21 protein-coding genes are annotated in these 20,889 nt (G+C 72.3%); 19 read left to right on the forward strand and 2 right to left on the reverse strand.

The annotated features are described in order from the left end of the window. The 18 genes from rplX to ABLE53_RS10165 all read left to right on the forward strand — a co-directional run bounded on the left by rplX (position 1) and on the right by ABLE53_RS10165 (position 15,826). A complete protein-coding gene (gene rplX, locus ABLE53_RS10080; RefSeq protein ID WP_348858729.1) occupies positions 1 to 360 on the forward strand; it encodes a 50S ribosomal protein L24 in 360 nt (119 codons plus the stop codon). Between the two features lies 1 nt (position 361). Beyond that, positions 362 to 934, forward strand: a complete 573-nt coding sequence (gene rplE, locus ABLE53_RS10085) for a 50S ribosomal protein L5 (RefSeq protein ID WP_425474856.1) — start codon at positions 362 to 364, stop codon at positions 932 to 934. Next, positions 934 to 1,119: a type Z 30S ribosomal protein S14 gene (locus ABLE53_RS10090; RefSeq protein ID WP_017932844.1), complete on the forward strand. Its 186-nt coding sequence runs from the start codon at positions 934 to 936 to the stop codon at positions 1,117 to 1,119. The genes rplE and ABLE53_RS10090 overlap by 1 nt, the downstream gene beginning before the upstream one ends. Positions 1,120 to 1,192: 73 nt before the next feature. Continuing rightward, positions 1,193 to 1,600 carry a 30S ribosomal protein S8 gene (gene rpsH, locus ABLE53_RS10095; protein ID WP_348858730.1) on the forward strand — a complete coding sequence of 136 codons (408 nt, stop codon included), beginning with the start codon at positions 1,193 to 1,195 and terminating at the stop codon, positions 1,598 to 1,600. Between the two features lie 28 nt (positions 1,601 to 1,628). After that, on the forward strand, positions 1,629 to 2,168 hold the full coding sequence (rplF, locus tag ABLE53_RS10100; protein WP_348858732.1) for a 50S ribosomal protein L6: 540 nt from the start codon (positions 1,629 to 1,631) through the stop codon (positions 2,166 to 2,168). A gap of 2 nt (positions 2,169 to 2,170) precedes the next feature. Next, positions 2,171 to 2,554 (forward strand): 50S ribosomal protein L18, encoded by a 384-nt coding sequence (gene rplR, locus ABLE53_RS10105; protein ID WP_348858862.1) that lies wholly within the window; start codon positions 2,171 to 2,173, stop codon positions 2,552 to 2,554. A gap of 35 nt (positions 2,555 to 2,589) precedes the next feature. Beyond that, positions 2,590 to 3,204, forward strand: a complete 615-nt coding sequence (gene rpsE / locus ABLE53_RS10110; protein WP_348858733.1) for a 30S ribosomal protein S5 — start codon at positions 2,590 to 2,592, stop codon at positions 3,202 to 3,204. After that, positions 3,204 to 3,386, forward strand: coding sequence for a 50S ribosomal protein L30 (rpmD, locus tag ABLE53_RS10115; protein WP_348858734.1), 183 nt, complete (start codon positions 3,204 to 3,206; stop codon positions 3,384 to 3,386). Before rpsE ends, rpmD begins: the two co-directional genes overlap by 1 nt. 1 nt (position 3,387) lies before the next feature. After that, positions 3,388 to 3,828 (forward strand): 50S ribosomal protein L15, encoded by a 441-nt coding sequence (rplO, locus tag ABLE53_RS10120; protein WP_348858735.1) that lies wholly within the window; start codon positions 3,388 to 3,390, stop codon positions 3,826 to 3,828. 171 nt (positions 3,829 to 3,999) lie between these two features. Then, positions 4,000 to 5,304 (forward strand): preprotein translocase subunit SecY, encoded by a 1,305-nt coding sequence (gene secY, locus ABLE53_RS10125; RefSeq protein WP_348858736.1) that lies wholly within the window; start codon positions 4,000 to 4,002, stop codon positions 5,302 to 5,304. After that, positions 5,301 to 5,876 (forward strand): adenylate kinase, encoded by a 576-nt coding sequence (locus ABLE53_RS10130; protein ID WP_348858738.1) that lies wholly within the window; start codon positions 5,301 to 5,303, stop codon positions 5,874 to 5,876. Before secY ends, ABLE53_RS10130 begins: the two co-directional genes overlap by 4 nt. Further along, on the forward strand, positions 5,876 to 6,703 hold the full coding sequence (gene map, locus ABLE53_RS10135) for a type I methionyl aminopeptidase (protein WP_348858739.1): 828 nt from the start codon (positions 5,876 to 5,878) through the stop codon (positions 6,701 to 6,703). Before ABLE53_RS10130 ends, map begins: the two co-directional genes overlap by 1 nt. 104 nt (positions 6,704 to 6,807) lie before the next feature. Beyond that, positions 6,808 to 7,593 (forward strand): SDR family oxidoreductase, encoded by a 786-nt coding sequence (locus ABLE53_RS10140; protein ID WP_348858740.1) that lies wholly within the window; start codon positions 6,808 to 6,810, stop codon positions 7,591 to 7,593. Beyond that, positions 7,590 to 8,741 (forward strand): isochorismate synthase, encoded by a 1,152-nt coding sequence (locus ABLE53_RS10145; protein WP_348858741.1) that lies wholly within the window; start codon positions 7,590 to 7,592, stop codon positions 8,739 to 8,741. The genes ABLE53_RS10140 and ABLE53_RS10145 overlap by 4 nt, the downstream gene beginning before the upstream one ends. After that, positions 8,738 to 10,390: a (2,3-dihydroxybenzoyl)adenylate synthase gene (locus ABLE53_RS10150; RefSeq protein ID WP_348858743.1), complete on the forward strand. Its 1,653-nt coding sequence runs from the start codon at positions 8,738 to 8,740 to the stop codon at positions 10,388 to 10,390. The genes ABLE53_RS10145 and ABLE53_RS10150 overlap by 4 nt, the downstream gene beginning before the upstream one ends. Before the next feature lie 47 nt (positions 10,391 to 10,437). Then, complete coding sequence (locus tag ABLE53_RS10155; RefSeq protein WP_348858744.1) at positions 10,438 to 11,370, forward strand: isochorismatase family protein; 933 nt, start codon at positions 10,438 to 10,440, stop codon at positions 11,368 to 11,370. Beyond that, entirely contained in the window at positions 11,367 to 15,242 is a 3,876-nt protein-coding gene (locus ABLE53_RS10160; RefSeq protein WP_348858745.1) for an amino acid adenylation domain-containing protein, read from the forward strand. The genes ABLE53_RS10155 and ABLE53_RS10160 overlap by 4 nt, the downstream gene beginning before the upstream one ends. Beyond that, positions 15,239 to 15,826: a 4'-phosphopantetheinyl transferase family protein gene (locus tag ABLE53_RS10165; RefSeq protein ID WP_348858746.1), complete on the forward strand. Its 588-nt coding sequence runs from the start codon at positions 15,239 to 15,241 to the stop codon at positions 15,824 to 15,826. Before ABLE53_RS10160 ends, ABLE53_RS10165 begins: the two co-directional genes overlap by 4 nt. Positions 15,827 to 15,893: 67 nt before the next feature. Here the strand turns inward: ABLE53_RS10165 and ABLE53_RS10170 are convergent, their stop codons facing one another. Continuing rightward, positions 15,894 to 16,898 (reverse strand): hypothetical protein, encoded by a 1,005-nt coding sequence (locus tag ABLE53_RS10170; RefSeq protein WP_348858747.1) that lies wholly within the window; start codon positions 16,896 to 16,898, stop codon positions 15,894 to 15,896. Positions 16,899 to 16,960: 62 nt separating this feature from the next. After that, entirely contained in the window at positions 16,961 to 20,002 is a 3,042-nt protein-coding gene (locus ABLE53_RS10175; protein ID WP_348858749.1) for a YncE family protein, read from the reverse strand. A gap of 136 nt (positions 20,003 to 20,138) precedes the next feature. Here ABLE53_RS10175 and ABLE53_RS10180 point away from each other — a divergent pair, with 136 nt between their 5' ends. Next, on the forward strand, positions 20,139 to 20,801 hold the full coding sequence (locus ABLE53_RS10180; RefSeq protein ID WP_348858863.1) for a FadR/GntR family transcriptional regulator: 663 nt from the start codon (positions 20,139 to 20,141) through the stop codon (positions 20,799 to 20,801). Positions 20,802 to 20,889 lie beyond the last annotated feature (88 nt).

Genomic DNA, 20,889 nt, shown 5'->3' on the forward strand with positions numbered 1-20,889 from the left:
ATGGGTAAGAGCCACATCAAGAAGGGCGACACCGTCAAGGTGATCGCGGGCAAGGACAAGGGCGCCGAGGGCAAGGTCATCGCCGTCATCCCGTCCGAGGACCGCGTCATCGTCGAGGGCGTCAACCGGGTCAAGAAGCACACCAAGGTGCAGGACCAGGGCGGCCGCGCCGGCACGACCGGCGGCATCGTCACGACCGAGGCCCCGATCCACGTGTCCAACGTGATGCTGCTCGAGGACGGCGAGACCGTCCGCGTCGGCTTCCGCCGCGACACCGTCACCAAGCGCCGTCCCGACGGCTCGACGTACGCCGCCGAGCGGAGCGTTCGCATCTCCCGCAAGACCGGTAAGGAAATCTGACATGACCGAGACCCTGACCCAGCGTCCGGCGCCGCGTCTGAAGACCAAGTACCGCGAGGAGATCGCGCCGGCTCTGCAGCAGCAGTTCGAGATCAAGAACGTCATGCAGATCCCCGGCCTGACCAAGATCGTGGTCAACATGGGCGTCGGCGAGGCGGCTCGCGACTCCAAGCTGATCGACGGCGCCGTCCGCGACCTCACCGCGATCACCGGCCAGAAGCCGCTGGTGACCAAGGCCCGGAAGTCGATCGCGCAGTTCAAGCTGCGCGAGGGCATGCCGATCGGCGCGCACACCACGCTCCGCGGCGACCGCATGTGGGAGTTCCTGGACCGGCTGCTCACCCTCGCCCTGCCGCGCATCCGTGACTTCCGCGGTCTCAACCCGAACCAGTTCGACGGCCGCGGCAACTACACCTTCGGTCTCACCGAGCAGGTCATGTTCCACGAGATCGACCAGGACAAGATCGACCGCTCGCGGGGTATGGACATCACCCTCGTGACGACGGCCACCGACGACGACCAGGGTCGCGCGCTGCTCAAGGCGCTCGGCTTCCCGTTCAAGGAGAGCAACTGATGGCGAAGACCGCGCTCAAGGTCAAGGCCGCCCGCAAGCCCAAGTTCGCGGTGCGGGGCTACACCCGCTGCCAGCGCTGCGGCCGCCCGAAGGCCGTCTTCCGCAAGTTCGGCCTGTGCCGCATCTGCCTGCGCGAGATGGCCCACCGCGGCGAGCTCCCCGGCGTGACCAAGTCCTCCTGGTAATCCACTCACTGACGTTGAAGGTCGCCCGGCCGCGGGCCGGCGCGAAACCACGACGAGAAAGGGCCATCCGGCCATGACGATGACTGACCCGATCGCAGACATGCTGACCCGTCTGCGCAACGCCAACCAGGCGTACCACGACGCTGTGACCATGCCTTACAGCAAGCTCAAGGCGGGCGTCGCGGAGATCCTCCAGCAGGAGGGCTACATCACCAAGTACGAGGTCGCCGACCCCGCCGAGGGCCAGGTGGGCAAGACCCTCACCATCACCCTGAAGTACGGCCGCAACCGTGAGCGCTCGATTGCCGGCGTACGCCGCATCAGCAAGCCCGGTCTGCGCGTCTACGCCAAGCACACCGGCCTCCCGAAGGTGCTGGGCGGCCTCGGCGTCGCGATCATCTCGACGAGCCAGGGCCTGCTGACCGACCGCCAGGCGAACCAGAAGGGCGTGGGTGGGGAAGTCCTCGCCTACGTCTGGTGACGAGAGACCGAGAGAGGAGCAGAAGAACATGTCGCGCATTGGCAAGCTTCCTGTCCCGGTCCCGACCGGCGTGGACGTCGCGATCGACGGCGCCGTGGTGACCGTGAAGGGCCCGAAGGGCACCCTGTCGCACACCGTCGCGTCGCCGATCACGGTGGAGCAGGGCGAGGGCGTCCTCGAGGTGAAGCGCCCCGACGACGAGCGCGAGAGCAGGGCCCTCCACGGCCTCTCCCGCACCCTGATCAACAACATGGTCGTCGGCGTGACCGAGGGCTACGAGAAGAAGCTCGAGATCGTGGGCGTCGGCTACCGCGTCCTGTCGAAGGGCCCGACCACGCTGGAGTTCCAGCTGGGCTACTCGCACCCGATCACCTACAACGCCCCCGAGGGCATCACCTTCACGGTGGAGGGCCCCACCAGGTTCGGCGTCCAGGGCATCGACAAGCAGCAGGTCGGTGAGGTCGCGGCCAACATCCGCAAGCTGCGCAAGCCGGAGCCCTACAAGGGCAAGGGCGTCCGTTACGCCGGCGAGAACATCCGCCGCAAGGTCGGAAAGGCTGGTAAGTGACCATGGCCATCTCGCTGTCCAACAACAAGCACACCGCTTCCCGCGTCCGCTCGCGCCTGCGCCGTCAGGTCCGCGGCCGCAAGAAGCTGCACGGTACGCCGGAGCGTCCGCGCCTCGTCATCACCCGGTCGGCCAAGCACATCACGGCGCAGATCGTCGACGACCTGGCCGGCAAGACGCTGGCCTCGGCCTCGACCATCGAGGCGGACCTGCGTGCCGCCGCGGGCGACAAGACCGCCAAGGCCAAGCAGGTCGGCGAGCTCGTCGCCTCCCGCGCCAAGGCCGCCGGTGTGGAGGCCGTGGTCTTCGACCGGGCCGGCAACAAGTACCACGGCCGTGTCGCCGCGCTCGCCGAGGGCGCGCGCGACGGCGGTCTGACCTTCTGATCGCAAGAGATCGACAGAGAGTAGAGGAAAGTCTGATGAGCGGAGCCCAGCGCGGACAGCGTGGTGGCGAGCGCCGAGGTCGCGACGACCGTCGCGGCCAGGGCGCTGAGAAGACCGCCTACATCGAGCGCGTCGTTGCGATCAACCGTGTCGCGAAGGTCGTGAAGGGTGGTCGTCGCTTCAGCTTCACCGCCCTCGTGATCGTCGGCGACGGTGAGGGTCTGGTCGGCGTCGGCTACGGCAAGGCGAAGGAAGTTCCCGCGGCGATCGCCAAGGGTGTCGAGGAGGCGAAGAAGCACTTCTTCCGCGTCCCGCGCATCCAGGGCACGATCCCGCACCCGGTGCAGGGCGAGAAGGCGGCCGGTGTCGTCCTCCTTCGCCCGGCCGCCCCCGGTACCGGTGTGATCGCCGGTGGCCCGGTGCGCGCCGTCCTGGAGTGCGCCGGCATCCACGACGTGCTGAGCAAGTCGCTCGGCTCGTCCAACCAGATCAACATCGTCCACGCGACGGTCGAGGCCCTCAAGCAGCTCGAGCAGCCTGAGTCGGTCGCGGCCCGTCGAGGCATGGCCGTCGAGGACATCGCCCCGGCCGCGCTGCTGAAGGCGCGCGTCGAGGTCCCGGCCGGGACCTCGGAGGAGGTGTCGGCCTGATGGCACAGCTGAAGGTCCAGCAGAAGAAGGGCCTCGTCGGTCTGAAGCGCAACCAGCGCGAGACCCTGCGCACGCTCGGTCTCAAGCGGATCGGCGACGTGGTCGTCAAGGAGGACCGCCCGGAGATCCGGGGCATGGTCAACACCGTCCGTCACCTCGTGACGGTCGAGGAGGTCGACTGACATGACGCTCAAGCTTCACCACCTCCGTCCGGCCCCCGGCGCCAAGACCGCGAAGACCCGCGTGGGTCGCGGTGAGGCCTCGAAGGGCAAGACCGCCGGCCGCGGCACCAAGGGCACCAAGGCCCGCAACCAGGTGCCGGTCGGCTTCGAGGGCGGCCAGATGCCGATCCACATGCGGCTCCCCAAGCTGAAGGGCTTCAAGAACCCCTTCAAGGTGGAGTTCCAGGTGGTCAACCTCGACAAGATCAGCGAGCTGTTCCCCGAGGGCGGCGCCGTCACCCCCGAGGCTCTGGTCGACAAGGGCGCGGTCCGCAAGGGCCACCCGGTCAAGGTGCTCGGCCAGGGCGACCTCACCGTCAAGGTCGAGGTCAGCGCCGACGCCTTCTCGAACTCCGCCAAGGAGAAGATCGAGGCCGCCGGCGGAACCGTCACGGTTCGCTGACGTACGCCGTACCGGATCGTTGCTGTATTCCGATCGCTTGGGAGCGCGGACGGGAGCCCCTCACGGGGCACCGTCCGCGCTTCTCTCATAGGTGGCCTGTTAGGCTGCGCGGGGCTTCGCAGGCGTCGCAAGGACACCTGCGAAACTTGATTGTCGAAAGAGGAACTTCTCGTGCTTGGCGCGTTCGCATCCGCGTTCCGGACTCCGGATCTGCGCAAGAAACTCTTGTTCGTCCTGATGATCATCGTGATCTTCCGGGCGGGCTCGCAGATCCCTGCCCCCGGTGTGGACGTCGCCCACGTCCAGGAGTGCATCAACGGGGTGAAGTCGGGCGGTAGCCAGGGGCTCTACAATCTGGTCAACCTGTTCTCCGGCGGCGCGCTGCTGAAGCTGACGATCTTCGCGCTCGGCATCATGCCCTACATCACCGCGAGCATCATCCTGCAGCTCCTCGTCGTCGTGATCCCCCGCCTCGAGGCCCTGAAGAACGAGGGCCAGTCGGGGCAGACGAAGATCACCCAGTACACCCGCTATCTCACGCTCGGCCTCGCGCTGCTGCAGGCGACCGGCATCGTCGCGCTGGCGCGCTCCGGCAACCTGCTGCAGGGCTGCAACGAGAGCCTGCTGCACGACAGCGGCACGAAGACCTTCCTCGTCATGGTCGTCACCATGACCGCCGGGACCGCCGTCATCATGTGGCTCGGCGAGCTCATCACCGAGCGCGGCATCGGCAACGGCATGTCGATCCTGATCTTCACCCAGGTCGTCGCGACCTTCCCCGCGACGATGTGGGCCGTCAAGCAGGACCACGGCTGGTGGACCTTCGGGCTCGTCACCATCGTCGGCCTCGCGATCGTCGCCGCGGTCATCTTCATCGAGCAGGCCCAGCGGCGCATCCCGGTCCAGTACGCCCGGCGCATGGTCGGCCGCCGCATGTTCGGCGGCAGCTCGACCTACATCCCGCTCAAGGTGAACCAGGCCGGCGTCATCCCGGTCATCTTCGCCAGCTCGCTGCTGTACCTTCCCGCCATGGCGGCGCAGTTCAACTCCAACAGCAGCGCCACGTGGGTCGACTGGATCAACACCTACTTCGTACGCGGTGACCACCCGCTCTACATGGCGGTCTTCTTCCTGCTCATCGTCTTCTTCACCTACTTCTACGTGTCGATCACCTTCAACCCGCACGAGGTGGCCGACAACATGAAGAAGTACGGCGGCTTCATCCCCGGGATCCGGGCGGGCAAGCCGACCGAGGACTACCTGTCCTACGTCCTGTCCCGCATCACGCTGCCGGGCTCGCTCTACCTCGGTCTGATCGCGCTCATCCCGTTGATCGCGCTGGCGCTGATCAACGCGAACCAGAACTTCCCGTTCGGCGGTACGTCGATCCTCATCATGGTCGGCGTCGCGCTCGACACCGTGAAGCAGATCGAGAGCCAGCTCCAGCAGCGCAACTATGAAGGGTTCCTCCGATGAGGCTGATCATCATGGGCCCGCCGGGTGCCGGCAAGGGCACCCAGGCGAAGTTCATCGCCGAGCACTTCGGCATCCCCGCGATCTCGACCGGCGACATCTTCCGCGCCAACGTCACCCAGGGAACGCCCCTGGGCCTCGAGGCGAAGAAGTACATGGACGCCGGCGAGTACGTCCCGGACGAGGTCACCAACCTCATGGTGCGCAACCGCATCGACGAGCCCGACGCGGAGCACGGCTTCCTGCTCGACGGCTATCCGCGGACCCTCGCGCAGGTGGACGAGCTCGACGGGATGATCAGGTTCACCGGCCACCAGCTCGACGCCGTCGTCGTCCTCACCGTCGACCAGGACGAGATCGTCGAGCGGCTGCTCCAGCGCGCCGAGGTCGAGGGTCGCGCCGACGACACCGAGGACGTCATCCGGCGCCGCCAGGAGCTCTACCTCGAGCAGACCGAGCCGCTCATCAACGTCTACAAGGAGCGCGGTCTCGTCCACGAGATCGACGGCATGGGCGAGGTCGAGGACGTCACCAAGCGCATCTTCGACGAGCTCGACATCGTTCCCGAGAGCTGATGGGTCTTCTGGACCGCGGCGTCCAGATCAAGACGCCTGAGCAGATCGAGGCGATGCGCCGGGCCGGCGTGGTCGTCGGCGAGACGCTCGAGATCCTGCGCGGCGCCGTACGCCCCGGGATGACGACCGCCGAGCTCGACGAGATCGCGGAGGACGCGATCCGCTCACGCGGGGCGGTCCCGTCGTTCAAGGGCTACGAGGGCTTCCCGGCGTCGATCTGCACCTCGGTCGACGAGGTCGTCGTCCACGGCATCCCCGGGGAGCGGGTGCTCCAGGACGGCGACGTCGTCTCGATCGACTGCGGCGCCATCGTCGACGGGTGGCACGGAGACTCCGCCATCACCGTCGCCCTGGGCGAGGTGCCCGCCGAGGTGACCGAGCTGCTGCGGGTCACCGAGGAGGCGATGTGGCACGGCATCGCCGCCGCGCGGCTGGGGGGCCGGGTCACCGACATCGGCCACGCGGTGGAGGGCTACGTCCGCAGCCAGCCGGGCGGGGCGGCGTACGGCATCGTCGAGGACTACGTCGGCCACGGCATCGGCTCCGAGATGCACCAGCCGCCGAACGTGCCCAACTTCGGGAGGGCCGGTCGCGGGCCGAAGCTGCAGCGCGGCCTCGCGCTCGCCGTGGAGCCGATGATCACGCTCGGCACCAAGGAGACCGAGGTGCTCGACGACGACTGGACGGTCATCACGCTCGACGGGAGCTGGTCGGCGCACTTCGAGCACAGCTTCACCCTCACCCCCGACGGGCTGTGGGTGCTCACCGCCCTCGACGGCGGGAAGGCGAAGCTGGCCGAGCTCGGCGTGCCGTACGGCGGCCGCTGACCCGCGCTCTGCAGCCGGCCCCCGCCCGGGTGGCCGGCTCTCGTGCTTTTCAGCACACCGGTTGGGGTGGACTTATTAGGTAAGGCTGCCCTTATCATCGTCACATGATTGCCGAGCAGCAGACGACCGACCCGGCCAGCGTCCTCGTGACGGGTGCCGCCTCGGGGATCGGCAGGGCGATCGCCCTCCGGCTCGCCCGCCGAGGAACCGCCCTCGCGCTGCTCGACCGGGACGCCGAGGGTCTGGCCCTGACCGCCAAGGAGGCGCGCACCGCCGGGGCGCCGGGCGTCGTCGACCGGGCCGTCGACGTCTCCTCGCGGTCGGAGGTCGGCGTCGCCTTCGCGGCCGCGGCGCGCGAGCTGGGCCGGCTCGAAGCGGTGGCCTGCGCCGCCGGGATCCTGGTGCCGGGCGGCCTCGACGACACCACCTCGGCCGACTGGGAGCGGCACGTCGCCGTCAACGCGGCGGGAGTGCTGCACTGCCTGCAGGCCGGCGCCCACCACCTGCGGGACGGGGGCTCGGTCGTGGTGGTGAGCTCGAACGCAGCCAGAGTCCCGCGCACGGGCCTGCTCGCGTACTCCGCGTCGAAGGCGGCAGCCTCCGCCCTCACCCGCAGCGCCGGGCTCGAGCTCGCTGCGCGCGGGATCCGGTGCAACGTGGTCGAGCCCGGCTCGACCGACACCCCGATGCAACGCGACCTGTGGCCGGACCCCGAGACCGGTCGCGCCGCGGCGCTCGAGGGCGACCCGGCGGCGTACCGCCTCGGGATCCCGCTCGGGCGGGTCGCCGACCCCGACGACGTCGCCGCCGTGGTCTGCTTCCTGCTCTCCGAGGACGCGCGCCACGTCACCCTCCAGCAGGTGTACGTCGACGGGGGTGCGTCGCTGTGACCGCCCTGCACCCCGACGTACGGACCGCGGAGCCGGGCGCACGGACCGACGCCCCGCTCGTCTTCACCGGCGACGCCGGCTTCGCCGCGGCCGAGCTCCGCGGCACCAGCCTCGCCGACAGCACCGACGCCGCCTGGGCCGACCGGGTGGTCGCCGGGCTGTGGCCGGGGGAGCGGGCGCTGGTCTCGCTGTCCTTCGCCCCCGGCGGGCCCGGGGTCGCTCACCGCGTCCTCCCGCTGGCGACCGAGCGGCGCGGGTCCCGGAGCACGGCGGACGAGGCCGAGCACGCCGTTGCGGCGCTCCCCACCGAGGACGAGTACGCCGAGCGTGTGCGCACCGCCCTGAAGCGGCTCGGGACCGGCGAGCTCGACAAGGTCGTGCTCGGCCGCTGCCTCGACGTGGTGAGCAGGCCGGCGCTCGACCCGGACGCCGTCGTACGCCGGCTGCTGGCCACGCGGCCGGGGCGCCACGTCTTCAGCCTCCCTCTCGGCGACGCGCCCGACGCGCCGGTCCTCCTCGGGGCCAGCCCGGAGCTCCTCGTCAGGCGGCGGGGGGCGCTCGTCGCGAGCACGCCGCTCGCCGGGTCGGTCCCGCGGTCCGCCGACGACGACGAGGACGCCGCCCGTGCCGAGGCGCTCCGCGACTCCGCCAAGGACCTCGCCGAGCACTCCTACGTCGTCGAGGCGATCGTGCGGGCGCTGGAGCCGGTCTGCGTCGAGGTCGTCGCACCGCGCCGTCCGCGGCTGCTGGCCACCGACGCGCTCTGGCACCTGGCCACGCCGATCCGCGCCCGCCTCGCGCCGGGCCGCGGCCTCTCGGCGCTGCAGCTCGCCCGGCTGCTGCACCCGACCCCCGCGGTCGGCGGCGTGCCGACCGCCGCCGCGCTCGACACGATCGCCGAGCTCGAGGGGACGGCCTTCGAGGACGGTGGACGCGGTCCGCTCGCGGGGGCAGTGGGGCATGTCGACGCCGACGGCGATGGAGAGTTCGCCGTGACGATCCGGGCCGGCGTCCTCGACGGCGAGCGGCTCCGGCTCTTCGCCGGCGCCGGCATCGTGGCCGGCTCCGACCCGGACGCCGAGGTCCGCGAGACCGCCGCGAAGCTGGCCACGATGGCCCGCGCGGTCGGGCTGGAGGTGGCGCTGTGAGGTCGCCCGCGCTGCCCTACCCGACCTATCCGGAGGAGGCTCGCGCCTGCTACCGGGCGAGGGGCCACTGGACCGAGGAGACGTTCGCCGACTTCGTCGCCGACCGGACCCGGCGCTACGCCGGCAACACCGCGGTCGTCGGCCGCGACGCGCACGGCGCCGAGGTGCGCTGGACGTACGCCGAGCTCGCGGAGCAGGCCGACCTCGTGGCCCGCCGCCTCACGGCGTACGGCGTCACACCGGGCGACCGCGTCGTGGTGACGCTGCCCAACGTCGTGGAGTACGCCGCCGTCGTACTCGGCCTCTTCCGGCTCGGCGCCGTGCCGGTGTTCGCGCTGCCGACCCACCGTGAGACCGAGCTGGCCCAGTTCTGCGAGATCGCCGATGCGGCAGCGATGGTGGTCTGCGGCGACGCCGGCGGGACCGACCCCGTGGCCCTCCACACGCTGGTCGCCGACCGGCTGGCCGAGCGCGGCATCGAGCCGCCCAGGCTCGTCGACGTACGGACCTGGGAGACCGACACGGAGGCCGCGGTGCTGCCCGCCGCGCCGCCGAGCGACGCCACGTCGGAGAGTCTCGCCTTCCTCCAGCTCTCCGGCGGCACGACCGGCATCTCGAAGCTGATCCCGCGCGCCGCGGCGGAGTACCTCTACTCGGTCCGGGCCTCGGCGCAGATCTGCGGACTCGACGAGCGGACGGTGATGCTCGTCGTGCTTCCCGCCTCCCACAACTTCCCGATGAGCTCGCCCGGCATCCTCGGCGTCCTGCACGCCGGCGGCACCGTCGTCCTCGCGCACGACCCCAGCCCGCGCACGGGTTTCGAGCTGATCGAGCGGGAGCGGGTGACGACCACCGCGCTGGTGCCGCCCCTCGCGCAGGCCTGGATCTCGGCCGCGCGGCGCCGCGGCCCGGACCTGTCGAGCCTGCGGACCGTCCAGGTCGGCGGCGCGAAGCTCAACGACGTCGTCGCGCGAGACGTCCAGCCGGTCCTGCACGGCAGGCTCCAGCAGGTCTTCGGGATGGCCGAGGGGCTGGTCAACTACACCCGCGACGACGACCCCGACGACGTCGTCCTCACCACCCAGGGCCGGCCGATGAGCCCGGACGACGAGGTGCGGGTCGTCGACGAGGACGGCGACGACGTGCCGGACGGCGAGCAGGGCGCCCTGCTGACCCGCGGGCCCTACACCATCCGCGGCTACTACGGCGGGCCCACCTGGACCGAGGCGGTGAACGCCTCGTCGTTCACCGACGACGGGTTCTACCGCACCGGCGACCTGGTCCGCCGGCTCCCGTCCGGCCACCTCGTCGTGACCGGGCGCGACAAGGACCAGATCAACCGGGCCGGCGAGAAGATCGCGACCGACGAGATCGAGGGCCACCTGCTGGCGCACCCCGGCGTCCTCGACGCCGTGGCCGTCGGCCTGCCCGATCCCTACCTCGGCGAGCGGATCTGCGCCGTCGTACGCACGGAGACGGGGGTGGCTCCGCCCCGGGACCTCGGCGGCTACCTCCGCGGGAGCGGGCTGGCGACGTACAAGATCCCGGACTCCTTCGAGTTCCTCGAGGAGTTCCCGGCCACCCACGTCGGCAAGAACAGCCGACGCGAGCTGCGCCGCCTCCTCGGCGAACGGCTGACCACGAGCTGACCGCTGACCCACCGTCCCGAACGACCCCGACCAGACAGGAGCACGAGATGGCCCTGCCCACCCTGATCGAGTACGCCGCACCGGTGCCGCCCCGGCGGGAGCTGCCGGCGAGCCGGGCGCCGTGGGCGCTCGACCCCGCCCGCGCCGCGGTCCTCGTGCACGACCTGCAGGCCTACTTCCTCCGGCCGTACGCCGGTGGCTGCCCTGCGCTCGAGACCGCCCTGGAGTCGACCGCCCGGATCCTCGCCGCTGCCCGCGAGGCCGGTGTCCCGGTCTTCTACACGGCCCAGGACGGCGACCACGCCGACCGCGGCCTGCAGGCCGACCTGTGGGGGCCGGGCATGTCGGCGGAGCCCGACCACACCGACATCGTCGGCCCGGTCGCCCCGGCGGAAGGCGACACGGTGCTGGTGAAGCGGCGCTACAGCGCCTTCGCCAAGAGCGACCTCGCCGACCGGCTCGCTGCCGCCGGGCGCGACCAGCTGGTCCTCACCGGCGTCTACGCGCACATCGGCATCACCGCCACGGCCCTCGACGGGTTCCAGCGGGAGGTGCAGCCGTTCGTCGTCGCCGACGGTGTCGCCGACTTCGGGGCCGACCAGCACGCCCGCGCGCTCGACGAGATCGCGGCCTGCAGCGGCGTCGTCACGCTCGCGGACGACGTCGTCGCCGCCCTGTCGGCTCGTGCCTCTGCCGTGCCTGCCATGCCCGCCGATCCTGTCGATCCCGTGCGCGGCGAGGGGAGCGGCTGGGACGCCGAGGTCCGGGCCAGCCTGGCGCGGCTGCTGCCGCCGGAGGTGGTCGAGCGCGCGTTCGCCGATCCGCGGGCCGACCTGTTCGAGCTCGGCCTCAACTCGCTGCAGGCCTTCGACATGCTCGACGACCTCGCCGAGGCGGGGGCGGACATCGACTTCGGCGAGTTCACCCGGCGTGCGACGGTGGCCTTCCTGCGTGAGCAGGGGGCGGTGCTCGCTCGGTGAGCGACCGCGCCCTCCCCGACACGACCGACCCGGAGCAGGGCTGGTTGCCGCTGACCGCGGCCCAGCAGGGGCTCTTCTTCGCCCACCAGCTCGACCCGGACAACCCGTGCTACACGACCGCGGAGGTCGTCGAGCTCACCGGCCCGGTGGACGAGGAGCTGCTGACGTCGGCCCTCGCGGCGGCGTACGACGAGTTCGAGCAGCTCCGCACCGTCTTCCGGCTCACTCCTGACGGCCCGCAGCAGCGGGTCGTCGCCCGCGGGGCGACCCTCCGGGTGGTCCAGGTCGGCTCGGCCGCGGAGGCCGAGGAGTGGCTGCGCGCCGACCTCGCCCGGCCGATGGACCTCCTCGGCGAGCCGATCGACAGCGCGCGCACGGCGCTCCTCCGGCTGCCCGACGGCTCGTCGTGGTGGTACCACGCCGCTCACCACGTCGTCCTCGACGGGTACGGCGTCCAGCAGCTGCTCAAGCGGGTCGCCGAGCTCTACGCCGACCCCGAGCTCTACGGAGGCGACGCGGCGCCGGCCGCGACGCTGGCCGAGGTCGTCGCGGGCGAGCCCGACGACCCCGACGGCGCCGCCGCGTGGGACGCGCGGCTCGCGACCATGTCCGGGACCTCGTCGCTCGCCCGTCGTACCGCGGCGCCGTCTCCGGCCGCGATCAAGCGGAGCGTGGTGCTCAGCGAGGACCAGCAGGCTGCGCTGGCCGCCGGCGCCCGGCGGCTCGGGGTCGGGTGGCCGGACCTCTTCACCGCCGCGGTGGGCGGCTACGTCGCGCGGATGGCCGGCCTCGGTGCGGCCCGCGTCGGCCTGCCGCTCATGAACCGGAGCTCGCCCGGCGTCGGCACCCTCCCGTCGGCCCGCACCGTCTGCACCGCCATGAACGTCCTGCCCGCCACCGTGCCGGCCGACGGCACCGTCGCCGACGCGCTCGCCGCCACCGCCGCCGAGCAGCAGGCACTGCGCGCCCATCCGCTCGTACGCCAGGAGGAGCTCGCCCGGCGCCTCCGGGCGCGCGACCCCGGGGCGCAGCTGTTCGGTGCGCAGGTCAACCTGGTGCCGTTCGAGCTCGAGGTACGCCTCGCCCACCCCGACGGTCGCGAGGGCCGCGGGACGGTCCGCAACCTCACTGCCGGGCCCGTCGAGGACCTCACCGTCTGCCTGCGCGGGACCCCGGGCCGCCGTCGTACGGTGCGCCTCGAGATCGACGCCAACCCGGCGCTGTACGACGCCGACGAGGTGGAGCTCCACCTCGACCGGCTCGCCGCCTTCGTCGAGGCGTACGCCGCCGCCGACGCCGGCACGCCGGTCGCCGACCTCCCGCTCCTGACCGCGCGCGAGCGCGCGCTGGTCGTCGAGGGCTTCAACGACACCGCCGTCGAGCGCGAGCCGGCGACGCTGGGGGAGCGGTTCGCCGCCCAGGCGGCCCGCACGCCCGACGCGACGGCGCTCGTCTTCGAGAGCGAGCACCGCAGCTACGCCGAGCTGCTGGACGCAGCCCGGCGGGTCGCCGCGGGACTCGCCGCGAAGGGCGTCGGGTCGGGCGAGGTCGTCGGCGTCGCCCTGCCGCGGGGACTCGGGCTCTACGAGGTCGTCCACGGGATCGAGCTGCTCGGCGCCGTCTACCTGCCGCTGGACCCCGACCTGCCCGTCGCGCGGGCCGACGGGATGCTCGAGGACGCGCACGCGGCGTACGTCGTCACGCCCGAGACCCTGCCGGACGTCATGCGGATGGGGACCTCCCGCGGAGGCGACCGGATGACGTCCGCGGGAGCCGGCGTGGACGATCCGGCGTACCTCCTCTTCACCTCGGGGTCGACCGGGCGCCCCAAGGGCGTGCTCGTCGGCCATCGAGCGATCGACAACCGGCTGGCCTGGATGCAGCACCACCTCCCGCTGCGCGAGGGCGACCGGGTGCTGCACAAGACGCCGATCTCCTTCGACGTCTCGATCTGGGAGCTGTTCTGGCCGCTCCAGGTGGGCGCGACGGTGGTCGTCGCGCCGCCGGGGGCGCACCGCGACCCCCGGGCCCTGGCCGAGCTGGTCGTGGACGAGCGCGTCACCACGCTGCACTTCGTGCCCTCGATGCTGCGCGCGTTCCTGGGCGACCGGGTCGCCCGCGCGCGGGTGGCCGCGGGCGCGGTCAGGACGGTCGTGACGTCCGGCGAGGCGCTCACCCCCGACCTCGTCGAGGGCTGCGCAACCGCGTTCGGGGTCGCGCCGACGAACCTGTACGGGCCGACCGAGGCCGCCGTCGACGTCACGTGCTGGGACTGCGAGGTCGGCGAGGAGAGCGTCCCGATCGGCCGGCCGGTCTGGAACACCTCGTGCTACGTGCTCGATCCCCGGCTGCGCCCGCAGCCGGTGGGCGTGCCCGGCGAGCTGTGGCTGGGCGGGGTGCAACTGGCGGAGGGGTACGTCGGGCGGCCGGATCTGACCGCGGAGCGGTTCGTCGACACGGCGTACGGCCGGCTCTACCGCACCGGCGACCTGGCGGCGTGGCGACCCGACGGCGCGCTGCGGTATCTCGGGAGGACCGACGACCAGGTGAAGATCCGCGGCCAGCGGGTCGAGCTGGGCGAGGTGGAGGCGGCGCTGGCCGGCGTACCCACCTGCGCGGCGGCCGCGGCCGGCGTCGTCGAGAATCGACTCGTGGTGTGGTTCGTGCCGTCGGACGCCGACGCGGCGGAGACCGAGCGCGCCCTGCGCGACGCGGCCGCCGCACGGCTGCCCGAGTCCTGGCTGCCGCACCACTGGGTCGCGGTGGACGACATCCCGCTCGGCACCAGCGGAAAGACGGACCGCCGCAGGCTGGCCGAGACCGCCCCGCCGGTCGTGGACACCGACGGCGACGACCTGCCACGCAGCCTGCTGGAGCAGCGGCTCTGCGCGATCGTCGCCGACGTCCTCGACCGGCCCACCGTGGGCCCGCACGCCGACTTCTTCGCCCTCGGCGGCGACTCGCTGCTCGTCCTGCGGCTGCTGAGCGCGGTCGAGGACGACCTCGGCGCCACGCTTGCGCTCGCCGACGTCTTCGCGAGGCCCACCGCCGCGGGACTGGCGGCGCTGGTCGCCGGTGACGTCGACGGCGCCCCGGACATGGCCGAGGTCCTCACCCTCCGGCCGGGTGCGGAGCGCCCGCCGTTGTTCCTGCTGCCGCCCGCGGGTGGCCTGGGCTGGTGCTACGCCGGCCTGCTCCGCTCGCTCCCGCCCGAGCAGGGGGTCTACAGCGTGCAGGCGCCGGGGATCGCCGAGGGGCGACCCGAGCCGGTCGCCGACCTCGCCGCCCTCGCGCGGCGTCAGCTCGCGGCGATCCGGTCGATCGTCGGTGACGGCGCGTTCCACGTGGCGGGCTGGTCGCTCGGCGGCATGGCCGCCCACGAGGTGGCGGCCCTGGCCCGGAGCGAGGAGCAGGAGGTGGGCGCCGTCGTCCTCCTCGATGCCTACCCGTCCGACCAGTGGCAGCACCTCACCGAGCCCACCGAGGCCGAGGCGCTCGTCGGGATCCTGCGGCTCGGAGGTGTCGAGCCGCCGCCGAACCAGGGGCTGGACCGGGCCGCCGCCGTACGTCTTCTGCGGGAGTCGGGCAGTGCCGTCGGCCGGCTCCCGGAGCAAGTGCTCGAGGGCTGCCTTGCCTCCGTGGTCGAGGCGGCCCGGATCGTACGCACCTCGCGCCACCGCGTGCTGCCCGGCGACCTGACGGTCCTGGTGGCGGCGGCGCCGCGGGACGAGACCTGGCTGGACGCCTCCGGCTGGGCGCCGTACGTCGAGGGGGAGGTGTACCGGGTCGACGTACCCGCCAGCCACGGCGAGCTGCTCCGACGGCCCGTCGTCGACGAGGTCGGTTCGCTGCTCGCAGGGCTGCTCGGATGACCGCGGTCGTGAGGTTCGCGGCCGTCGGGGAGGTCGACGACGGTCTGCTCACCGACGCCGAGCGTGCCCGTCGCGACCGGCTTGTCGTGCCCGCCGACCGGGCCGCCTACGCCGCCGCGCACGTGCTGGTGCGCGAGTGCGCGGCCGAGCTGCTCGGCGTACGGGCCGCCGAGGTCGTCCTGGTCCAGCGCTGCCCGACGTGCGGGGGAGAGGACCACGGCCGGCCGTACGTCACCGGCCACGGGATCCACGTCAGCCTCAGTCACACCCGGGGACGGGTGGCGGCGGTCGCCGCGACGTCGCGCTGCGGCATCGACGTCGAGCCCGTCCACACCGGGCGCCCGCCGCGCGGGACGCTCACCGACCGCGAGGCGGCCTGGGTCGCCGCCCAGTCCGACCCGGGGCTGCCGTTCACGAGGCTCTGGGTCCGCAAGGAGGCCCTGGTCAAGGTCGGCGTCGGCGCGCTCGAGGACGCCGCCCGCTTCGGCGTCCTCGGCCCGGACGGGCCTGCCGACGAGGTCGCGGGGGTCAGGCTGACCGAGTGGTACGACGGCGCCGCGGTCGGCGCGGTGGCACTCGCCTGACCGCCCCCGCCCACAGGCAGACGGCGCCGGCCCCGTGGGGGAGGCCGGCGCCGTCGTACGCCGTGGGTCAGCGGCGGACGGGCGCCGTCGCCTTCGAGACCCGCGAGGCCGTCGCGTAGCCCGCCTTGGTGCCGGTCACCTTCACGGTGATCCGCTTGCCTCTCAGCTTCGCGACCACCTTCAGGGTCTTCGACCTCGCGCCCGCGATCGCCTTGCCGTTGGCGCGCCACTGGTAGGTCAGCCTCGCGCCCGAGGTCCAGGAGCCCGGCGCCGCAGTGAGCTTCCGGCCGACCCTGGCGGTGCCGGTGATCCGCGGCACCGCGGTCTTCAGGACGCCCTTCTTGACCGCTGCGGTCCTGGCGGACTGCCGGGTCACCGAGGCCTCGCCGGACTTCGCGCCGGTGACCCGCACCGCCAGCCGATTCGCGACGTCCGCCGCGACGACGGCGTACGTCTTGGTGGTCGCGCCCTTGATCGCCGCGCCGTTCCTGAGCCACTGGTAGGTGAGGTTCGTCCCCGTCACCCAGGTCCCGGCCTGCGCGGTGAGCCTCCTGCCCACCTGGGCGGTGCCCGAGATCCTCGGCACCACCGAGCCGAGCTCGTCGACGACGTCGAACGGCGCCGACTCGTATGTGCGGATCTTGTCCCCCGACTTCAGGCTGCCGGTGAGCAGCCGGAGCGTGTGGGAGCCCGTCGGGAGCTTCGGCGACGAGGTGTTGGTGGTGCCGTCCGGCAGCGTGATCGAGGTCGAGAACGTCCCGTCGGCGTCGGCCCTGATGATCGCCCAGACCGTCTTGTTGGCGTTGACGGTCGTGTCGAGGCGGGAGTAGGCGCCGTCGTCGATCTTGACGCCGATGACCGAGCCGCCGGAGTCCGGGTGGCACCAGCCGGTGCCGGTGAGGCGGAGCTTCCCGCCGAGCCCGACGGTCGGGGTCGCGATGGTCGCCACGACCGGGGTGGAGTCGGGGTCACAGGTGGCCGCCTGTGCCGGGGCGGCTCCGAGTGCGGTCACGCAGCCGGCGACGAGCGTGGTCGTGAGGCCCGCACAGCGGCGGGCGACGGTGCTGTTCATGGTCGTGCTCCTGGGTCGGGACGGCCCCGCCCGCGAGGCGGGGGCGGGACCGTCGGGTGGGGTCATCTGCGGGCGGTCCTGGGCTTCGAGATCCGGGTCGCGGTCACGTAGCCGGGCTTCGTGCCGGTGACCTTGACCGTGATCCGCTTGCCGACGAGGGCGCGGGTCACTCGGAGGGCCTTCGCGGTCGCGCCCTTCACCGTCCTGCCGTTGGCGCGCCACTGGTAGTGGAGCCTCGCGCCGGAGGTCCACGAGCCCGGCACCGCGGTGACCGTCCGGCCGACCTTGGTCAGCCCCTTGATCCACGGCCTCGACGTCTTCAGGGCGGCCTTCCGGACCGTCGAGGTCGGCATCGAGGTGCGGGTGACCGTGGTGTAGCCGGTCTTCTTCGCGGTCACCCGCACCGAGAGCCGGGTGCCGGCGTCGGCCGCGACGACGGCGTACTTCTCGTCGGTCGCGCCCTTGATCGCCTTGCCGTTGCGGAGCCACTGGTAGGTGTACGCCGGGGTCGGCGTCCACGAGCCGGTCCTGGCGGTGAGCCGCCTGCCGACCTGGGGGGTGCCCGAGACCGTCGGCGTCGTCGCCTTCAGGCCGGCGGCCCTGACCGTCACGGCCACCGCGACGGTGCGTACGCGGTCACCCTCCTTGAGAGAGCCCGTGAGCAGCCGCAGGTGGTGGCTGCTGCCGGGGGTCCACCCGGCAGGCACCGGAAGCGTGATCGACAGGTCGCCGGTGGCTGAGGCGTCGAACCTCTCGGCCGCGCCCTCGCCGTCGTACTTGACGGCGACCGTCGAGCCGCTGCTGCCGTCCGCGACGGTCCAGTTGGTGCCCGCCACCCGGATGTCACCGCCGTACGTCGCCGTGACCGACAGCGGGGTGGTCCTCGGATCGTCGGTGGCCTCGGAGAGCGGGGTTCCCGCGATGGCGGCGACGCCCGACGGGGTCAGCTTGGTGACGTTGTTGACCGGCGAGCTCTTGTCGACGGCATAGACGTCGCCGAGGCCGTCGATGGCGACGTGGTTGGGCCTGGCCACGCCGAGGTTGGCGACCTTGTTGCCGCCGGCGTCGGTCACCGTGACCGTGGTGCCGCCGAAGTTGGCGACGTAGGCCAGTCGGCGCACCGGGTCCCAGGCCACGTTGAGCGCCTGCGTGCCGGTCGGCACCTCCTTGATGGTCGCGCCGGTCCGGGCGTTGGCCACGAGGAGCTCGTCGTTGTTCTGGCTGGCGATGAAGAGGTGGTTGGTCTGGGGGTCGATGGCGATGCCGGAGGCGCCCCGGCCGCCGACGTCGAGGCCCGGGAGAGTCAGCAGCTCGACCGTCTTGGCGACCGTGTCGATGACCGCGACCCTGTCGCTCGACAGGCTCGGGGAGTAGAGCGTGTGGTGCGTGGTGTCGAGTGCCAGGCTGACCGGGTTGAAGGTAGTCCGCGGTCCGGTTGCGATGTCGGTGACGTGCTCGTACGGCGTGCCGTCGGCGTCGTTGTCGCCGCCCTCGAAGACCGCGATGTAGCCGTCACCGGAGGTGCCCTCGCTCGCGGAGCTCACGAAGACCTGGTTGCTGGCCGGGTCGTAGACGACATCTCGGCCGTGGGAGACGGTCCCCTGGCTGTGTGCCAGCGGCTCGAGGGTCTCCTGGTCGTAGACCGTCACGGTGTTCTGCCGCGTGTTGGTGACCCACACGGTCCCGTTGGTGTCGTCGACACCGATGCCGTACGGCGCGAGGCGGGCGCCCGCCTCACCGTCGACGTACGGCGCACGCACCGAGTCGAGGACCTCGAGGGTGTCGGGGTCGAGCTTGTAGACGTAGCCGTCCCAGCCGCTCGTCGGATCGTCCTCGGTGGCCGTGGTCTGGTAGGCGGCGGTGACGTACAGCGCGTCGGAGGCCGCGCTGTAGGCCGACTGGTACAGCCCCTGCTTCGCGGCGTCCTCCGTGGGCGCGGAGGCGGTGGCGGTGAACAGATCCTCGTTGGCCGTGGTCGCGCTCGGGGAGACCTTGACCGAGAACGTGTACGTCGCCGCCGGGTCGGTCTGGGCGACGGTGGCCGTCTGCGTCCCGAGGGTGGCGTCGGCAGGGATCGTGTAGGAGCCGGCGGCGGTGCCGGTGGCATCGACGGACAGGCCCGACGCGACGACGTCGTCGCCGACCGTCACCTCGGAGACGGTTGAGTCGCCGGTGAGACCCTCGAGGGTCAGGTCCCCGCTCGCGCCGAGGGTGGTGCCGCCGCTCCAGGTCGCGGCCGGGGTGACCGTCACGGGCACCTCGAGGTCGAAGCCCTCGTCGCTGCCGTCGTCACCGTGGACGATGACGGTGTAGGAGCCTGCACGGGTGTCGGCCGGAAGCACGACGTTGACACCGGTGACGGTGCCGGCTGCCCCGACCGTGTAGCTCGGGCCGGCGGTGATGCCCCGGCCGGAGAAGCTCAGCGGCGTACCGTCGAGTGCGGCGGAGAGCACCGTGCCACCAGCGAAACCGGACCCGGTCAGCGCCGCCGACGCGCCGGTGGCGCTGTAGGAGCCTGAGGCGGCGGTGAGGGTCGGGGTGGAAGCCGGGGCCGCGACCGTGAAGTCCAGGTAGGCCGAGCGTGCTGGGCTGCCGTCAGCACCGGTGAGGAGTCTGAGGTGGTGCGCGGTCCCGGCTGCCCAATCAGAGCTGGAGACCGCCGGGTCGGTGTTGTCGGGGGTCGGGAACGGGAGATCCGCCGCGAAGGCGCCGGTCTCGTCGGCCGGAACCAAAGCGAAGACTCCGTCGGGCGGCGTGACTCCGGCGCAGGATCCGGTCGGGTCGTCGCCTCCCACCTGCGTCACGCCGAGCGCGGTGCCCGAGGCGCCACTCCCGTCGCCGAGTTTGACCATGACGCAGGAGCCGACGCCGCCGGTCCTGGTCCACGCGCTTCCCTCGACGTGGATCGTGGTGCCGGTGAAGACGAAGTCGTCGACGTGCGCGGTCGCACCGCTGTCCCCACCGACGGTGAAGACCGCGTCGCCCGCAAAGGCGGGGGCGGCCGCGAGGGCGCCGAGGCCGACGGCCCCGGCGACCGCCGCCCCGACCAGCCTGGCAGTGAACACGCGGACGCGGGTGCGCCGGCGCAGGGGGATCGTGCTCACGTTCTGCTCCTGGTTCAGGGGGCCTCCCGAGCGGCCCAATCAAGTTAGGTGAGGGAAACCTAACTTAGATCAGATGAATTGGCGACGGTCCGGTCCAACACGAGCGGGATCCCTAGACTCCGGCGACGTGGCGGCAATGGGGAGCGAGCGAGCGCGGGACACGGTCCGTCGGCTGCAGGCGGACATCATGGCGGGGCGCTGGCCGGTGAACGGCCGGATCCCGACGGAGGCCGCCCTGGCGGCCGAGCTCGGTGTCGGGCGGAGCACGGTCCGCGAGGCGGTCCGCAGCCTCGCCCACCTCGGCATGCTGGAGCCGGCGCCCGGCCGCGGCACGTTCGTACGCTCCCTCACTCCGGTCCAGGGCGTGCTGGCCGAGTTCGCCGCGGAGCACTCGTGGAGCGACATCCTCGCCGTACGCCGGGCGCTCGAGGTCGCGGCCGCCGAGCTGGCCGCGGGGAACGCGGACCCGGATGCGGTCGAGCGCCTGCGTGCGGCGCACCAGGCCGACATCGACGAGCAGGCCGGCGCCGAGCGGGGGCGTACGCCGGGTCAGTTCCACGCCCTCGTCGTCGAGATGGCGGGCAACCGCCTGCTCGCCGAGCTGTACGCCGGCCTGGTGGCCGCCCTGCGCGAGGGGGTGCGCACCGGCGGGGTGGTGCTGGGCCAGGACGCCCGGGCGCGTCGGTCCGACCACGCGGCGCTGCTCGCCGCGATCGCGGCGAGCAATCCCACCGCGGCCTCCGCGATCGCGGCGGCCCACGCCGAGCACGACTTCGTGGTGGTGCCCGCCGACTCCTGACGGATCCTGCTCGCACAGGTGGCGAGACGGGCCCGGAGCCGAAAGATCAGATCGATGTTAGGGTCGGCTTACCTAAGTCCGCCGACCA

The sequence above is a fragment of the Nocardioides asiaticus genome, from assembly GCF_040049175.1.
GTDB classification, from domain to species: Bacteria; Actinomycetota; Actinomycetes; order Propionibacteriales; family Nocardioidaceae; genus Nocardioides; species Nocardioides cheoyonin.

Excerpts from the sequence above, each read along its gene's own strand:
- rpsH (WP_348858730.1), top strand. The coding sequence starts at position 1,193 with ATGACGATGACTGACCCGATCGCAGACATGCTGACCCGTCTGCGCAAC.
- ABLE53_RS10090 (WP_017932844.1), top strand. The coding sequence starts at position 934 with ATGGCGAAGACCGCGCTCAAGGTCAAGGCCGCCCGCAAGCCCAAGTTC.
- ABLE53_RS10170 (WP_348858747.1), bottom strand. The coding sequence starts at position 16,898 with ATGAACAGCACCGTCGCCCGCCGCTGTGCGGGCCTCACGACCACGCTC.
- rplR (WP_348858862.1), top strand. The coding sequence starts at position 2,171 with ATGGCCATCTCGCTGTCCAACAACAAGCACACCGCTTCCCGCGTCCGC.
- rplE (WP_425474856.1), top strand. The coding sequence starts at position 362 with ATGACCGAGACCCTGACCCAGCGTCCGGCGCCGCGTCTGAAGACCAAG.
- ABLE53_RS10140 (WP_348858740.1), top strand. The coding sequence starts at position 6,808 with ATGATTGCCGAGCAGCAGACGACCGACCCGGCCAGCGTCCTCGTGACG.
- map (WP_348858739.1), top strand. The coding sequence starts at position 5,876 with ATGGGTCTTCTGGACCGCGGCGTCCAGATCAAGACGCCTGAGCAGATC.
- ABLE53_RS10180 (WP_348858863.1), top strand. The coding sequence starts at position 20,139 with ATGGGGAGCGAGCGAGCGCGGGACACGGTCCGTCGGCTGCAGGCGGAC.
- ABLE53_RS10130 (WP_348858738.1), top strand. The coding sequence starts at position 5,301 with ATGAGGCTGATCATCATGGGCCCGCCGGGTGCCGGCAAGGGCACCCAG.
- ABLE53_RS10165 (WP_348858746.1), top strand. The coding sequence starts at position 15,239 with ATGACCGCGGTCGTGAGGTTCGCGGCCGTCGGGGAGGTCGACGACGGT.
- rpsE (WP_348858733.1), top strand. The coding sequence starts at position 2,590 with ATGAGCGGAGCCCAGCGCGGACAGCGTGGTGGCGAGCGCCGAGGTCGC.
- ABLE53_RS10155 (WP_348858744.1), top strand. The coding sequence starts at position 10,438 with ATGGCCCTGCCCACCCTGATCGAGTACGCCGCACCGGTGCCGCCCCGG.
- rplO (WP_348858735.1), top strand. The coding sequence starts at position 3,388 with ATGACGCTCAAGCTTCACCACCTCCGTCCGGCCCCCGGCGCCAAGACC.
- rpmD (WP_348858734.1), top strand. The coding sequence starts at position 3,204 with ATGGCACAGCTGAAGGTCCAGCAGAAGAAGGGCCTCGTCGGTCTGAAG.
- rplX (WP_348858729.1), top strand. The coding sequence starts at position 1 with ATGGGTAAGAGCCACATCAAGAAGGGCGACACCGTCAAGGTGATCGCG.
- rplF (WP_348858732.1), top strand. The coding sequence starts at position 1,629 with ATGTCGCGCATTGGCAAGCTTCCTGTCCCGGTCCCGACCGGCGTGGAC.